The sequence below is a fragment of the Saccharopolyspora flava genome (assembly GCF_900116135.1).
Taxonomy (GTDB): Bacteria; Actinomycetota; Actinomycetes; order Mycobacteriales; family Pseudonocardiaceae; genus Saccharopolyspora; species Saccharopolyspora flava.
On record NZ_FOZX01000007.1, the window covers coordinates 222,488 to 238,990 of the forward strand.

Sequence of the window (16,503 nt, forward strand, 5' to 3'; positions counted from 1 at the left end):
TCCTTCCTCCCCGGCCGTACGAACACGTGAGGCGCAGATGTCGGAACAAGAGAAGATGCTGGGCTACCTCCGGCGCGTGACGGCCGAGCTGCACCAGACGCGCGGGCGGCTGCAGGACCTGGAGACCGCGGCCCGCGAACCGATCGCCATCGTCGGCATGGCCTGCCGCTACCCGGGCGGCGTCACCACGCCCGAGGAGCTGTGGGACCTGGTCAGCGACGGCACCGACGCCATCACCCCGTTCCCCGGCGATCGCGGCTGGGACACCGAGGCGGTCTACGACCCCGACCCCGGCACGCCCGGCCGCACCTACTCCCGGGCCGGTGGTTTCGTCGACGACGCCGGGGACTTCGACGCCGGGTTCTTCGGGATCTCCCCGCGCGAGGCCCTCGCGATGGACCCCCAGCAGCGCCTGCTGCTCGAAACGTCCTGGGAAGCGGTCGAGCGAGCCGGCATCAACCCCGCGAGCCTGAAGGGACGCGACGCCGGGGTGTTCGTCGGGGCGGTCTCGCCCGACTACGGGCCGCGGCTGCACACCGCCACCGACGGTGTGGAAGGCCACCTCGGGACGGGCACTTCGCTGAGCATCGCCTCCGGGCGCATCGCCTACACCCTCGGGCTCGAAGGACCCGCGGTCACGATCGACACCGCCTGCTCCTCCTCGCTGGTCGCCCTGCACCTGGCGGTGCAGTCGCTGCGCCGGGGCGAGTGCTCGCTGGCGCTGACCGGCGGTGTCACCGTCATGTCCACACCCGGCACGTTCATCAGCTTCAGCAGGCAGCGCGGCATCGCGCCCGACGGCCGCTGCAAGTCCTTCGCGGCCGGCGCCGACGGTTTCGGACCGGCCGAAGGCGCCGGAATGCTGTGCCTGGAACGGCTCTCCGACGCCCGCCGCCTCGGACACCCCGTCCTCGCGGTCGTGCGCGGCACCGCGACCAACCAGGACGGCGCCAGCAGCGGCCTGTCCGCGCCCAGCGGCCCCTCCCAGCAGCGGGTCATCCGCGCCGCCCTCGCCGACGCGGACCTGAGCACCGGCGACGTCGACGTGATCGAAGCGCACGGCACCGGCACGAAGCTGGGCGATCCGATCGAAGCGGGCGCCCTGGCGGCGACCTACGGGCAGGGCCGCGACGCGCAACACCCGCTGTGGCTGGGGTCGTTGAAGTCCAACATCGGGCACACCCAGGCGGCGGCCGGTGTCGCCGGGGTGATCAAGATGGTGCTGGCGCTGCGGCACGGGACCGTGCCGCGGACGCTGCACGCGGCCGAACCGTCCCCGCACGTGGACTGGGACGGCGGCGGCCTGCGGCTGCTGACCGATCCGCTCGACTGGCCGCAGACCGACCGGCCGCGCCGCGCCGGCGTCTCCTCGTTCGGGATCAGCGGCACCAACGCCCACGCCATCGTCGAGGAAGCCCCCGCGCCCGACGACGAGCCCACCCCGGTGCGCGAACTTCCGCTGGCGCCGTGGGTCCTGTCGGCCGCCACATCGGCCGCGCTGCGCGACCAGGCGGGCAGGCTCGCCGCGCATGTCGAGCGGCACCCCGAGCGCACGAGCACCGAGGTCGGCCACGCGCTGGCCACGACCCGAGCCGTCCAGGAGCACCGCGCGGTGCTCCTCGCCCCCGATGCGGCCTCCGCCGCCGAGCGGCTGGCCGAGTGCGCGACCGGAGGCAGCCCGGCCGACCTCGTCACCGGGCGCGCTCTCGGCGGTGCCGGGCCCGTGTTCGTGTTCCCCGGGCAGGGTTCGCAGTGGGCCGGGATGGCGGTGGAGCTGCTGGAGTCCTCGCCGGTGTTCGCCGCCCGGATGCGCGAGTGCGCGGCGGCGCTGGAGCCGTTCGCGGACTTCCGGCTGCTGGACGTGCTGGGCGATGCCGACGCCCTGGAACGGGTGGAGGTGGTGCAGCCCGCGCTGTGGGCCGTGATGGTGTCGCTGGCCGAGGTGTGGCGCTCCCACGGCGTGGAACCCGCTGCGGTGGTGGGACATTCGCAGGGGGAGATCGCGGCCGCCGTGGTGGCCGGTGCGCTGTCCCTGGAGGACGGCGCGCGGGTCGTGGCGCTGCGCAGCCGCGCCGTCGCGTCCGGGCTGTCCGGTGGCGGCGGGATGGTGTCGGTCGCCGCCTCGGTCGAGGCGGTGGAGAAGCGGCTGGCTTCGATCGGCGGTGACCTGGCGATCGCGGCGGTGAACGGGCCCTCGGCGGTCGTGGTCTCCGGTGAGGACACCGCGCTGGAGACGTTGCTGGCCGGGTGCGAGGCCGACGAGGTCCGCGCCCGCCGGGTCCCGGTCGACTACGCCTCGCACAACGCGCAGGTCGAGAGCATCCGCGACGCCGTCGAGCGCGCCGCCTCCGGCGTGACCCCGAAACCTGGTGCGGTGCCGTTCCACTCGACCGTCACCGGCGAGGTCTTCGACACCTCCGGGCTCGACGCCGCGTACTGGTACCGGAACCTGCGCAACCCGGTGCGGTTCGAGGACACCGTGCGCGGCCTGCTGGACCTGGGTTTCCGGCACTTCGTGGAGGTCAGCCCGCACCCGGTGCTGACCCCGGGCATCGAGGGCACCGCCGGGGACGTCGAGGTGTGCGCGGTGGGAACCCTGCGCCGCGACGAGGGCGGACAGGAACGCCTGCTTGCCTCCCTGGCGGAGGCGTTCGTCGCCGGAGCCCCGGTGGAGTGGGCGCGCGTCTACGACGGGACCGGTGCCCGCCGCGTCGACCTGCCGACCTACGCCTTCCAGCGGCAGCGCTTCTGGCTCGACCAGGGCGCTCCCGCCGCCGCGCACGGCATGGACGACGCCGACCACCCGCTGCTCGACGCGGGCATGGAGCTGCCCGATTCCGGCGGCTACCTGCTCACCGGCCGCTGGTCGCTGCGCACCCACCCCTGGCTGGCCGACCACGCCGTGCGGGGGCGGACCGTGGTGCCCGGGACCGCGCTGGTGGAGATCGTCCTGCGCGCCGCCGACAGCGTCGGCTGCGACCGCGTCGACGAGCTCAGCCTGGAGAAACCCCTGGTGCTCCCCGAGGACGGCGGGGCGCTGGACGTCCAGCTGACCGTGTCCGGGGACGAGGACGGCCACCGGTCCGCCGGTGTGCACGTGCGCGGCGCCGACGGCACCTGGACTCGCCACGCGCGCGCCACCCTGACCACCGGTGCGCCGGAGGAATCCGACCTGGCGAGCTGGCCCCCGGCGGGCGCGAGCCCGGTCGAGATCGACGGGGTGTACGAGCGGCTGGCCGACGACGGGCTCGCCTACGGGCCGGTGTTCCGGGGCCTGGAGCGCGCGTGGCGCAGCGGCGAGGAGATCTTCGCCGAGGTCGCCCTGCCGGAGGGAGTCGAGCCCACCGGGTTCGGGGTGCATCCCGCGCTGCTCGACGCCGCGCTGCACGCGTGGTCGCTGGGCTCGGACACCTCGGGGCCGGTCCGGTTGCCGTTCCTGTGGAACGGCGTGTCCCTGCACGCCACCGGAGCCACCCGGCTGCGGGTCCGGCTCGCCCCGGCGGGCGACGGCGGCATGTCGCTGCTCGCGGCCGACGACGCGGGCCGGCCGGTCGCCTCGATCGAGGCCGTGGTCACCCGGGCGCTCGGCGAGGACCGCGGCGAGGCTCTCGACGCCCTGCACCGCGTCGAGTGGACACCCGCACCCGCGACCGGCGGGAACGCCGACCTCGCCGTCGTGGGGGACGACGTGCTCGGCCTGGACCGGATCGCCGACCGGCACGACGATCTCGCCGCGCTCGCCGCCCGGGTGGCGGCGGGGGAGCGGGCGATGCCGGAGTGCGTGCTCGCCGGTGTCGCCCCGTCCGGCGAGGACATCGCGGCCGAGGCCGTGGACGCCGCGACCCGCGCGCTGGAGCTGGTGCAGCGCTGGCTCGCCGACGAGACGTTCGCCGGAGCCCGGCTGGTGCTGCTCACCCAGGGTGCCGTCGCCGCCGACGGCGGCGAGAACCTGACCGACCTGGCCGCGTCCCCGGTCTGGGGGCTGGTGCGCTCCGCGCAGACCGAGCACCCCGGGCGCTTCGTCCTCGTCGACCTCGACGGAGACCTCGCCTCGCTCGCCGCGCTACCCGCGGCCCTGGCGACCGGGGAACCGCAACTGGCGCTGCGGCGCGGCGAACCGCGCCTGCCGCGCGTGGTGACGGCTCCCGCTCCGCTGCGGCTGCCCGACGGCCCCTGGCGGCTCGACGTCGACCCGGCGACCGGCCTCGACGGCATGACGGTCGTCGCCCCCGACGCCGACGATGCGGCGCTGGGCGAGTTCGAGGTGCGGGTGGAGGTGCGCGCGGCCGGGGTGAACTTCCGCGACGTGCTGGTGTCGCTGGGCATGTACCCCGACGCCGAGAACGCCGTGCTGGGCGGTGAAGGCGCCGGTGTGGTGACCGAGATCGGCTCCGGCGTCACCGGGGTGAAGCCCGGCGACCGCGTGATGGGCCTGTGGAGCGGCGGTTTCGGCTCCTCGGTCGTGGTCGAGGAACGGGCGGTCGTCGCGGTGCCCGCGGGGTGGAGCTTCGAGCGCGCCGCCTCGGTCCCGGCGGCCTTCGTGACCGCCTACTACGCGCTGGTGGACCTGGCCGGTGTGCGGGCGGGGGAGCGGGTTCTCGTGCACTCGGCCGCCGGGGGTGTGGGGATGGCCGCGGTGCAGCTGGCGCACCACCTCGGTGCCGAGGTGTGCGCGACGGCGAGCGAGCCGAAATGGCCTGTCGTGCGCGAACTGGGCGTCGCGGAGGACCGGATCGCGTCCTCCCGCAACGGGGACTTCGAGCAGACCTTCGACCCGGTGGACGTGGTGCTGGACTCGCTGTCCGGGGAACTGGTCGACGCGTCGCTGCGGCTGGTCCGGCCGGGTGGTCGTTTCGTGGAGATGGGCAAGACCGACGTCCGCGACCCCGCTGAGGTCGCGGCCGCGCATGGTGGTGTGCGGTACCGGGCGTTCGACCTGGCCGAGGCCGGTGGGGTGCGTCTCGGCGAGATCCTGCGCGAAGTCGTCGGACTCCTCGAAAAGGGAGCGCTGCAGCCGCTTCCGGTTTCGGTGTGGGACGTGCGCCGGGCCGGTGAAGCCTTCGCGGTGATGAGCCGGGCCCACCACGTCGGCAAGCTCGTGCTGACCGTGCCCCCGGCCCAGGCTGAGGGCTGGCTCGTGGTGACCGGCGCCTCGGGCGTGCTCGGCGGCGAAGTCGCCCGGCACGCGGTCGCGGAATGGGGCGCGCGCCGCGTGCTGCTGCTGAGCCGCCGAGGCCAGGACGCCCCCGGAACCGACGACCTCATTCAGGACCTGACTGCGGCCGGTGCCGAGGTGCGGGCCGCGGCCTGCGACGTCGCGGATCGGGACGCGCTCGCCGAGATTCTGTCCTCAGTGGACGTCTCGGTTGTCGTGCACGCAGCCGGGACGTTGGACGACGCGACCGTGGAATCGCTGACTCCGCAGCGGCTGGCGGATGTCCTGTCCGCGAAGGTCGCGGGAGCCTGGAACCTCCACGAGCTGACGCTGCAGCACGACGTCCGCCGATTCGTGCTGTTCTCCTCCGCCGCCGGGGTGCTCGGCGGCGCGGGACAGGCGAACTACGCCGCGGGCAACGCCTTCCTCGACGGCCTGGCGGCCCTCCGCCGGTCGCACGGGCTGCCCGGCGTGTCCGTCGCCTGGGGCCTGTGGGAGCAGCGCTCGGCGATGACCGGAGGACTCGGCGACACCGACCTCGCCCGCATCGCCCGCACCGGAACGACACCGCTGTCCACACAGGACGGACTGGCGCTGCTCGACCGCGCGATCGACTCCCCCGAAGACCTCCTCCTCGCCGCGCGCCTCGACCCCCGCGCCGACCCGAACGCCCCGGTGCACCCGCTGCTGCGCGGGCTCGTCCGGCACCCGGCCGCCCCGCGCCGACGCGCGCTCGCCGCCTCCGGCACCGACGGGACCGAGGCGCTGCGGCAGCGGCTGCTCGCCCAGCGGGAAGAGGACCGCCGGACCACGCTCCGGGACCTCGTGCGCACCCAGGTCGCCGCCGTCCTCGGCCACGCCGACCCGACGGCCGTCGCGGCCGACACCGCGTTCAAGGACCTCGGCCTCGACTCCTTGACGGCCGTCGACCTGCGCAACCGGCTCGGCACCGCCACCGGGCTGCGGCTGCCCGCCACCCTCGCGTTCGACCACCCCAACACCGCGGCCCTCGCCGCCCACCTGCTCGGCGCGATCCTCGGCGAGAGCACGACCGGCACCGCCGAGCCGCAGCGGTCCGGCACCACCGACGACCCGATCGCCATCGTCGGCATGGCCTGCCGCTACCCGGGCGGCGTCAGCACCCCCGAGGAGCTGTGGCGGCTCGTCGCCTCCGGCGGCGACGCCATCGGCGGGCTGCCCGCCGACCGGGGCTGGGACCTCGACGCGCTCTACGACCCCGACCCGGACGCGCCCGGCCGGATCACCGTGCGCGAAGGCGGATTCCTCCACGACGCGGGCCGTTTCGACGCCGAGTTCTTCGGCATCTCACCCGTCGAGGCGTTGAGCATGGACCCCCAGCAGCGGCTCCTGCTGGAGACGAGCTGGGAAGCCGTCGAACGCGCCGGAATCGTGCCCGCCGCGCTGCGCGGCAGCAGGACCGGCGTGTTCGTCGGCGCCCACTACCAGGAGTACGGGCCCCGGCTGCACGAGGCGGGCGACGGCGCCGAAGGCCACCTGCTCACCGGCACCGCCGGCAGCGTCGTGTCCGGGCGCGTCGCCTACGTCCTCGGGCTCGAAGGCCCCGCGGTCACCGTCGACACCGCGTGCTCCTCGTCGCTGGTGTCGCTGCACATGGCCGTGCGCTCGCTGCGCAGCGGCGAGAGCGACCTCGCGCTGGCCGGCGGCGTTGCCGTCATGCCGGGACCGGGTGCGCTCATGGGTTTCAGCAGGCAGCGCGGGCTGGCCGCCGACGCCCGCTGCAAGTCCTTCTCCGACGACGCCGACGGCACCTCGCTGGCCGAAGGCGCCGGTGTCGTGCTCGTCGAGCGGCTCTCCGACGCCCGCCACAACGGGCACCGCGTCCTCGGCGTCGTGCGCGGCACGGCGACCAACCAGGACGGCGCCTCCAACGGCCTGTCCGCCCCGAACGGGCCGTCGCAGCAGCGCGTCATCCGCGCCGCCCTCGCCGACGCCCGGCTGGATCCGTCCGATGTGGACGCCGTGGAGGCGCACGGCACCGGCACCACCCTCGGCGACCCGATCGAGGCCCAGGCGGTGCTGGCGACCTACGGCCAGGACCGCGGCGAGACGGGCCCGCTGCGCCTCGGCTCGATCAAGTCCAACATCGGGCACACCCAGGCCGCGGCCGGCGTGGCCGGGGTGATCAAGATCGTGAAGGCGCTGGAGCACGGCGTGCTGCCCGCCTCGCTGCACCTCGGGACGCCCTCGACGCGCGTCGACTGGTCCGACGGCGACGTCGAGCTGCTGCGCGAGCCCGCGGCCTGGCCGGAGTCGGACCGGCCGCGCCGGGCCGGTGTGTCCTCGTTCGGGATCAGCGGCACCAACGCGCACGTCATTGTCGAAGAGGCCCCGCCGCAGGACGAACCGGCCGCACCCCGGGCCGGGACAACCCTGCCGTGGCTGGTGTCGGCGCGCTCGGCGGTCGCGCTGCGGGAGCAGGCCGCCCGCCTGCGCGACTCCGCGCTGGCGGCCGATCCGGCGGAGGTCGCCGCCGCGCTGGCGACCCGGCGGACCGCGTTCGAGCACCGCGCCGTCGTGCTCGGCGAGCGGCGCGAGGACTTCGACGCCGGGCTCGCGGCGCTCGCCGAGGGCAGGACCGCGCCCGGCCTGGTGACCGGCAGCCCCACCACCGGCAGGACGGCCGTGCTGTTCACCGGCCAGGGCAGCCAGCGCGTCGGCATGGGACGCGCGCTGCACGCCGCGCACCCGGTCTTCGCCGCCGCCTTCGACACCGCGTGCGAGCACTTCGACGCGCTGCTGCCCGGAATCCCGCCCGTGCGGGAGGTCGTGCTGGGCGAGCACGAGGACGCCGAACGCGAGCTGTCGCGCACCCTGCACACCCAGTGCGGGCTGTTCGCCGTGGAAACCGCGCTCTACCGGCTCGTCGAGTCCTGGGGCGTGCGGCCCGATGCCGTGGCGGGGCACTCGATCGGCGAGATCGTCGCCGCCCACGTCGCCGGGGTGCTCTCGCTCGGCGACGCCTGCGCGCTGGTCGCCGCGCGCGGCAGGCTCATGCAGGAGCTCCCGGACGGCGGCGTGATGGTGGCCGTGCGGGCGGCCGAGGTCGACGTGCTGCCGCTGCTGGACGGCCACGAGGCCGAGGTCGGCGTGGCCGCCGTGAACGGTCCGGAGGCTGTCGTGCTCTCCGGCACCCGCGACGGGGTCGAGGAGATCGTCGCCGTGCTGCGCGCACGCGGCGTCGAGACCAAGCGGCTCGACGTGTCGCACGCCTTCCACTCGCCGCTGGTGGAACCCGTGCTCGCCGCGTTCCGCGACGAGGTGGGCAAGCTGGACTTCGCCGCGCCCGAGCTGGAAGTCCTGTCCACCCTGACCGGCGAGCCGCTGCCCGAGGACCGGCCGTGCGACGTCGAGCACTGGGTGCGGCACGTGCGGGAACCCGTCCGCTTCGCCGACGGCGTGGCCGCGCTCGCCGCGCGGGGCATCACCACGTTCCTCGAACTCGGCCCCGACGGGGTGCTCTCGGCCCTCGGCCAGGACTCCGCACCCGAGGCCGAGTTCGTGCCCGCGATGCGCGCGGGCACCGACGAAACCGCCTGCCTGACCGAAGCGTTGGCGCAGCTGTTCGTCCGCGGCACCAACCCGGACTGGTCCGCCGTAGCACCGGGGACCGGGAGCGTGGCGCTGCCGACCTACGCCTTCCAGCGCGGGGACTACTGGCTGCGCGCCGAGGACACCGCCGAGGACGAGCTGCCCGACGTGGCGGGCTTCGCCGCCGAACTGGCCCTCGGCGACGAGGCGAAGGCGGCCGAGCTGCTGCCGCTGCTGGACGCCTACCGGCAGCGCCGCCGCGACGACGCCCGCGTCGACGGCTGGCGCCACCGCGCGGCCTGGACCCCGGTCACCGTCCCCGACGCCGCACCTGCGGGAACCTGGCTCGTGGTCCTGCCGGAGGCGGCCTCCGACGACCCGTGGGTCACCGGCATCACCGAGGCCCTGACCGCCGGAGGTGCCACGACCACGCTCCTGCCCGTGGCCGAACCCAGCGAGATCGCCACCGGAATCGCCGGAGCCGGAACGGTTTCCGGAGTCCTGTCGCTGCTGGCGCTCGCCGACGGGGACGACCCCGACCACGACGCGGTGCCGAGGGGCGTGAGCCTCGCGCTGGCGTTGACCCGCGCGCTCGACGAGGCCGGGGTGCGCGCACCCGTGTGGCACGTGACCAGGGAGGCCGAGGCCGTCAGCACCGCCGAACGGGTGCGCGGACGGTCCGGGGTGCGCGGGCTCGGCCGCGTCGCCGTGCTGGAAGAACCCGAGCGGTGGGCGGGCAGCGTCGACCTGCCCGCCGAACTCGACGGCTGGGTCGGCCACCGGCTCGCCGCCGTGCTCGCGCGCGGAGTCGGGGAGACCGAACTCGCCGTGCGCGGCTCCGGGGTCTTCGCCCGCCGCGTCGTCGCCGCCCCCGGCGCTCGGCCCCAGCCCGGAGCCGCCGCGTGGCCGACCACCGGAACCGTGCTGATCACCGGCGGCACCGGTGCTCTCGGCGCGCAGGTGGCCCGGCGGCTCGCCCGCGCCGGGACGCCACACCTGCTGCTGGTGTCCCGGCGCGGACCCGACGCCGACGGGGCGGAGGTGCTGCGCGAGGAGCTCACCGCGCTCGGCACCGAGGTCACCCTCGCCGCCTGCGACGTCGGCGACCGCGACGCGCTCGCGGCCCTGCTCGACGACATCCCCGCCGACCGGCCGCTGACCGCTGTCGTGCACGCGGCCGGCGTCACCGACCCCGGTGGGTTCTCCGAGACGACCCCGGCGCGGGTGCAGGCGGTCGCGCGCGCCACGTCGCGCGCCGCCCGGCACCTGCACGAGCTCACCCGCGACACCGACCTCGCCGCGTTCGTGCTGGTCACGTCGTTCGCCGCGGCCGTCGGAGCCCCCGGACGCGCCGCCGAGGCCGTCGCGACCGCCCTGCTGCACGACCTCGCCGACCAGCGGGCCGCCGAAGGACTGCCGGTGACCTGCGTCGCCTGGGGTCCGTGGGCGGGCGCCGAACCGGCGGGTGACGGCCTCACCCCGATGGAACCCGGCCTCGCCCTGCTGGCGCTGGAACGCGCCCTCACCAGCGGCGACAGCCGGATCGCCGTCGTCGACGCCGACTGGCCGCGCGTCGCCGGACACCTCGCCGACGACCCGAAGGCCCGCCCGCTGGCCCGGCTCCTCTCCGGCATCACCGGCGTCCGGCCGGCGAACCCGGCGACCGAGAACCCGCACGACGTCGAGGAATTCACGACCCGGCTCCGCTCGCTGGCCCCGGCCGAACGCGAAGCCGAACTGCTGGGCGTCGTGCGGACCCACGCCGCGATCGTCCTCGGCCACGACACCGCCGAGGCCATCAGCCCCGAGCGGGGATTCGTCGACATGGGCTTCGACTCGCTGACCGCCACCCGGCTGCGCAACCGGCTCGCCACCGCGACCGGCCTGCACCTCAGCGCCGCCACCGTCTTCGAATGCCCCACCCCGCAGGAGCTGTCCGCCCGGCTGGCCGAGATGTGCGCGGCCCCGCGAGCCCGGCCGCGCCCGGCGCTGCGACCCCGCGAGAGGGGATGAAGGCCCCGTAACGGCGGCGAGCACTGGTGTCACGCGGGGCCCGCTCGGAAAGAATTTCCCGGTCGCCGAGATGAGGCGGAGGACGGAGGACGAAGTGCGAGCAGCCACGACACCGGAACCGCACGCCCCGAACCTCGTCGGAGTCGGCACCGCCGTGCCACCGGACTCCTACACCCAGCACGAACTCCTCAGCACCTTCGGCATCACCGACCGCAAGATCCGCTCCGCGTTCCTCAGCGGCTCGATCGAACGGCGCAACCTCACCCTGCCGCCGATCGGACCCGACGGGACACCGGGCTTCGAGACCCAGGGCGACCTGCTGCGCAAGCACACCGAGACCGGGCTGCGGATGGGGCGCGAGGCCGTCGAGCGCTGCCTGGCCGACATCGGCGCCGACGTCGGCGACATCGGCTACCTGTGCTGCGTCACCTCCACCGGGTTCGTCACCCCGGGTTTCTCGGCGCTGCTCATCAAGGATTTGGGCATCGACCCGTCGTGCCAGCGGCTCGACGTGGTCGGCATGGGCTGCAACGCCGGGCTCAACGGGCTCAACGCCGTCTCCGGCTGGGCCTCCGGGCACCCCGGCGAGCTGGCGCTCATGGTGTGCGTCGAAGCGTGCTCGGCCGCCTACGTCTTCGACGGCACGATGCGCTCGGCGATCGTCAACAGCCTGTTCGGCGACGGGGCCGCCGCCGTGGCCGTGCGCGCCGGATCCGATGCCGCCGAACGCGGACCGGCCCTGCTGCGCTTCACCAGCCACATCATCCCCGAAGCGGTCGGCGCGATGCGTTACGACTGGGACGACGACCACGGCAAGTTCAGCTTCTACCTCGACCCCGAGGTCCCCTACGTCGTCGGCGCCAACGCCGAGACCGCCGTGGCGCGGCTGCTCGAGGGCACGGGGGTGCGCGCGGGCGAGATCGCGCACTGGGTGGTGCATTCCGGCGGCAAGAAGGTCATCGACGCGGTGCGGGTGAACCTCGGTCTGTCCCGGCACGACGTGCGGCACACCACCGGCGTGCTGCGGGACCACGGGAACCTCTCCAGCGGCTCGTTCCTGTTCTCCTACGAGCGGCTGCGAGCCGAGAAGGTCGCCGCGCCAGGCGATCTCGGTGTGCTGATGACGATGGGGCCGGGCTCGACCCTCGAGACGGCCCTGGTGCGGTGGTGACGGAAGGGGTGGCTGCGGACATGGACGCGGACGCGGGGATCGAGCTGACCGACGCGCTGGGCATCACGGTCCGGCTGGACGCCGGGATGCCGCTTCCCGAGCTGACCGCGGCGGTCAACGAGGTGTGCGAGCGGGTGGAGGACTCGCGGGAGCGGATGGTCGCCGTCCTGCGGTTCCCGCCCACCCCCGCCCACCCGCGCGAGTGGCCGGGCGACGTCTCCATCCAGGAGGTCAACCGCTGGGAACGCGCCGTGCGGCGGCTGGAACGGCTCGACGCCGTCAACATCGCCGTCGCCGAGGGCACCTGCGGCGGGCCGGTGCTGGACCTGATGCTCACCGCGGACTTCCGCATCGGCACCCCCGACCTGACGCTGATGCTGCCGGTCAACGACGGCCACTACTGGCCGGGCATGTCGCTGTACCGCCTGGTGCACCACATCGGCCTGGCGCGGGCGCGCCGGATCGTCATGTGGGGCACCGACATCCCGGCGTCCGAAGCCCTGGAGCTCGGCATCGTCGACCAGCTCAGCGAGGACCTCGCGGAGGCGGTGCAGGCCGCCGTCGTGCTGCGCGGGCGGCTGTCCGACCACGAGACCCGCATCCGGCGGCGCCTGCTGGAGGAAGCCGCCTCCGCCGAGTACGACGACGCGCTCGGCGCGCACCTCGCCGCCTGCGACCGCGAACTGCGACGGCTGCGGACGGTCGCCGCCGCCGACGACGCGGAGAGCGAGGACGGATGACCGGCTCGCTCGACCAGGACGCCGCCGGGCTCGCCGCGCTCACCGAGGAGGGGGAGCGGCGGCTCGCCGCGCTGCCCGCCCGGCCCGACCGCACCCCGGATCAGCAGCAGCGGGCCGATCGCATCCACGCCGACGCCCGCCGGGCCCGCCGGGACTTCCTCGCCCGCCACGTCGAGACGGTCTACGACCTGCTCACCGACGGCAGGACCCGCGAGGTCCGGCTGCCGGAGCTCGTCGAAGCCGCAGCCGAGCGCTTCCCCGGACTGGTGCCGACCCGCGAGCAGATGGCCGCCGAACGCGCCGTCGTCCAGGCGCACAAGGAAGGCCGCGAGATCGACCAGGGCCTGTTCTGCGGCGCCGTGCTGCGCTCGCCCACCGCCGGCCGCCACCTCGTCGAGACGATGCTGCGGCCCACACCGCGCGCCCTCGACCTCCTCGACACCTTCCGCGCCGACGGCCGGGTCGAGCTCGACACCGTGACCGTGACCCGCCAGGGCACCACCGCTCACGTCGAGTTCCGCAACACCGCGCGGCTCAACGCCGAGGACGAGACCCTGATCGCCGACCTCGACACGGCCGTCGACCTGGTGCTGCTCGACGACGCCGTCGCCGTCGGCGTGCTGCGCGGCGGGCCCGTCGAGCACCCGAAGTACCGGGGGCGGCGGGTGTTCAGCGCCGGCATCAACCTCACCGACCTGCGCGACGGGAAGATCCCGTTCGTCGACTTCCTGCTCGGCCGCGAGCTCGGCTACCTGAACAAGATGCTGCGCGGCCTGCTCACCGACCCCGCGCCCGGCGCGGGCACCCAGCGGTTCACCGGCAAACCCTGGATCGGGGCCGTCGACACCTTCGCCATCGGCGGCGGGATGCAGATCCTGCTCGTCCTCGACCACGTGATCGCGGCCGAGGACTCCTACGTCAGCCTGCCCGCCGCCGAGGAGGGCATCGTGCCCGGACTCGGCAACCTCCGGCTCACCCGGCACACCGGCGCCCGCCTCGCCCGCCAGGTGCTGCTCGGCGGTCGGCGGATCGCGGCGGCCGACCCCGAGGCGCGGCTCGTCTGCGACGAGGTCGTCCCGCCCGAGGAGATGGACGAGACCGTCGACCGCGCCGCGAAAGCACTTGCCGCACCGGCGGTCTCGGTCAACCGGCACATGCTCGCCCTCGCGGAGGAACCCCTCGACCTGTTCCGCGACTACCTCGCGGAATTCGCCGTCGCCCAGTCCGAGCGCGCCTACGCACCGGACGTGCTGGAGAAGGTCGAACGCAGGTGGCGGGAACGGGAGCGGCGCCGCGCCGCGGAACGGAGCGCATCATGACCGGCACACCCGACCTGCTGGCCGAGGACCTGCACGGCGCCGCCCGGGACCCCGCCCTGGGCGCCATCGGCTTCCTCAACGAGGTGATGAGCCGGTACCCCGAGGCCATCTCCTTCGCACCCGGCGCCCCGCACCCGGAGTTCATGCGCGACATCGACACCCGCGCCCTGACCGACCGGTTCGTCGACCACCTCGTTGCCGAACGCGGCTTCACGCCGGACGCCGCGCAGCGCGCCCTCTACGAGTACGGGCCCGCGCAAGGCCTGATCAACGACCTCGTCGCCGAGGCGCTCGGCACCGACCAGGGCATCCGCGCCGACCCGCGCGAGATCGTCATCACCGTCGGCGCCCAGGAGGCGCTGCTGCTGGCGCTGCGGTCGCTGTACCCGCGCTCCGGCGGCGACGACCTGTTCGCCATCGCCGACCCCTGCTACGCCGGCATCACCGGTGCCGCGCGGCTGCTCGACATCCCCGTCGTGCCGCTCCGCGAAGGGGAATCCGGGCTCGACCTCGACCACCTCGCCGCCCGCTGCCGCGAGGCCCGCGAGCAGGGCCGCCGGATCCGGGCCTGCTACGTCGCCCCCGATTTCTCCAACCCCGGCGGCGCCCGGATGCCGCTCGCCGCCCGGCACGCGCTGCTCGACCTGGCCGAGCGCGAGGACCTGCTGCTCGTCGAGGACAACGCCTACGGGTTCACCGCCCCGGAGGACGACGGCCTGCCCTGCCTCAAGGCCCTGGACCGGCATCGCCGCGTGGTGCACGTCGGCACGTTCGCCAAGGTCGGGTTCCCCGGCGCCCGCGTCGGGTACGCCGTCGCCGACCAGCGCGTCCAGAACGGCGCCGAGCAGCGGACTCTGGCCGAGGAACTGGCCGTGCTCAAGACCATGACGACCGTGAACACCCCGCCGCTGGCCCAAGCGGTGATCGGCGGTCTGCTGCTGGAGCACGGGCGTTCGCTGACCGCGCTCGGGCGCCCCAAGGCGCAGCGCTACCGGCGCAACCTGGACCACCTGCTGGAGGCGCTGGACAAGCACCTCGGCGACGACCTGCCGCCCGGCATCACCGTGCAGCGGCCCGCCGGTGGCTTCTTCGTCCGCATCGACCTCCCGGTCCCGGCCGACCTGGCGCTGCTGGAGGTCTCGGCCGCCGAGCACGGCGTGCTGTGGACGCCGATGAGCCAGTTCTCCCTCACCGACCGCTGCGACCGCCAGCTCCGGCTCTCGTGCAGCTACCTCGACCCCGACCAGATCGAGCAGGGCGTCAAGCGGCTCGCCGCCTTCCTCCGCGAGGAGGCCGTCGCATGACCCGGCTCGCAGCCTCCCGGACCGTCGCGAAAGGACACCGCCGATGCGCCTGAACTGCTACGACGACTTCACCCCGCTCAAAGAGGTCGTCGTCGGCTCCGCCGAGGGCTACCTCGACCGCGTGCGGGACATGTCCTTCGACATGTTCATCAGCGACAACGTCTCCGGCGCCCGCGGCTACTACCCGTCGCTGTCGACCTGGCGCGACAGCGAGGAACGCCGCGAGCGCAACTCCCCGCACCGGCTGGAGATGAAGCAGCGGTTCCTCGCCGAACTCGTCGAGGACGTCGAGGGCGTCGCCGAGCAGCTCGCGGCGCTCGGCGTCACCGTGCACCGCCCGATGCCGCTCGACGCCGGCCTCACCCGGGTCGCCACCCCGGCCTTCGAAGCCACGGTCACGCCGCCGCTCAACATCCGCGACAACACGCTGATCCTCGGCGACGAGATCGTCGAGTGCCCGCCGATGCTGCGCGACCGCTACTTCGAGACGCAGTTCCTCAAACCGGTCTTCCAGGACTACTTCCGGCAGGGCGCCCGCTGGACGACCATGCCGCGCCCGATGATGACCGACCACTCCTTCGACCCGGAGAACGTGGCCCACGCCGCCCCGAACATCGAGGTCCCGCTCGACCCGCAGGACTCGCCCTACGACGTCGGCGCGGAGCTGATGATCGACGGCGCGAACTGCCTGCGCCTCGGCCGCGACCTCATTGTCAACGTCTCCAACCGCAACCACGCGCTGGCCTACGACTGGCTGGAGCGGCACCTGCGCGGGCGCTTCCGGGTGCACCGGATGGACCGGCTCACCCAGAGCCACATCGACAGCGTCGTCGTCCCGCTGCGCCCCGGCACCCTGCTGCTGCGCGACCCCGCCGTCGCCGACTACCTGCCGGAAGCGCTGCGCAGCTGGGACGTCGTGGTGCCGCCGCCGCCCGGCATCGACGACTACCCGCAGTACGAGAACGGCGACCCGATCCCGGCCAGCCCCTACATCGACCTCAACGTCCTGTCCGTCGACGAGAACACCGTTCTGGTCAACGACGCGTGCAAGACGCTCATCACCACCTTGGAAGAGCACGGCTTCGACGCGGTGCCGATCCGGCACCGGCACCGGCGGCTCTTCGGCGGCGGTTTCCACTGCTTCACCTTGGACACCGTGCGCACCGGCGGTGCCGAGGACTACCTCGGCTGATCCAGCGCGAATCGGGCCGACCCGACCAAACCAGAGGAG

At 74.4% G+C, this 16,503-nt stretch carries 6 protein-coding genes; all 6 read left to right on the forward strand.

The window, feature by feature from the left end:
- Window positions 1-37 precede the first annotated feature (37 nt).
- The 6 genes from BM424_RS29535 (at window position 38) to BM424_RS20450 (ending at window position 16,464) form a co-directional block, all read left to right on the forward strand.
- Window positions 38-10,738: a type I polyketide synthase gene (locus BM424_RS29535; protein ID WP_093420511.1), complete on the forward strand. Its 10,701-nt coding sequence runs from the start codon at window positions 38-40 to the stop codon at window positions 10,736-10,738.
- 94 nt (window positions 10,739-10,832) lie between these two features.
- A complete protein-coding gene (dpgA, locus tag BM424_RS20430) occupies window positions 10,833-11,909 on the forward strand; it encodes a 3,5-dihydroxyphenylacetyl-CoA synthase DpgA (protein ID WP_245776005.1) in 1,077 nt (358 codons plus the stop codon).
- 20 nt (window positions 11,910-11,929) lie between these two features.
- A complete protein-coding gene (gene dpgB, locus BM424_RS20435) occupies window positions 11,930-12,649 on the forward strand; it encodes an enoyl-CoA-hydratase DpgB (RefSeq protein WP_093420517.1) in 720 nt (239 codons plus the stop codon).
- The gene (gene dpgC / locus BM424_RS20440; RefSeq protein ID WP_093420519.1) at window positions 12,646-13,968 is read left to right on the forward strand and encodes a (3,5-dihydroxyphenyl)acetyl-CoA 1,2-dioxygenase DpgC; all 1,323 of its coding nucleotides are present in this window, start codon (window positions 12,646-12,648) and stop codon (window positions 13,966-13,968) included. The genes dpgB and dpgC overlap by 4 nt, the downstream gene beginning before the upstream one ends.
- On the forward strand, window positions 13,965-15,272 hold the full coding sequence (locus tag BM424_RS20445; RefSeq protein ID WP_093420707.1) for an aminotransferase-like domain-containing protein: 1,308 nt from the start codon (window positions 13,965-13,967) through the stop codon (window positions 15,270-15,272). The genes dpgC and BM424_RS20445 overlap by 4 nt, the downstream gene beginning before the upstream one ends.
- A gap of 43 nt (window positions 15,273-15,315) precedes the next feature.
- A complete protein-coding gene (locus BM424_RS20450) occupies window positions 15,316-16,464 on the forward strand; it encodes a glycine amidinotransferase (RefSeq protein WP_093420522.1) in 1,149 nt (382 codons plus the stop codon).
- The last annotated feature ends 39 nt before the right edge of the window (window positions 16,465-16,503 follow it).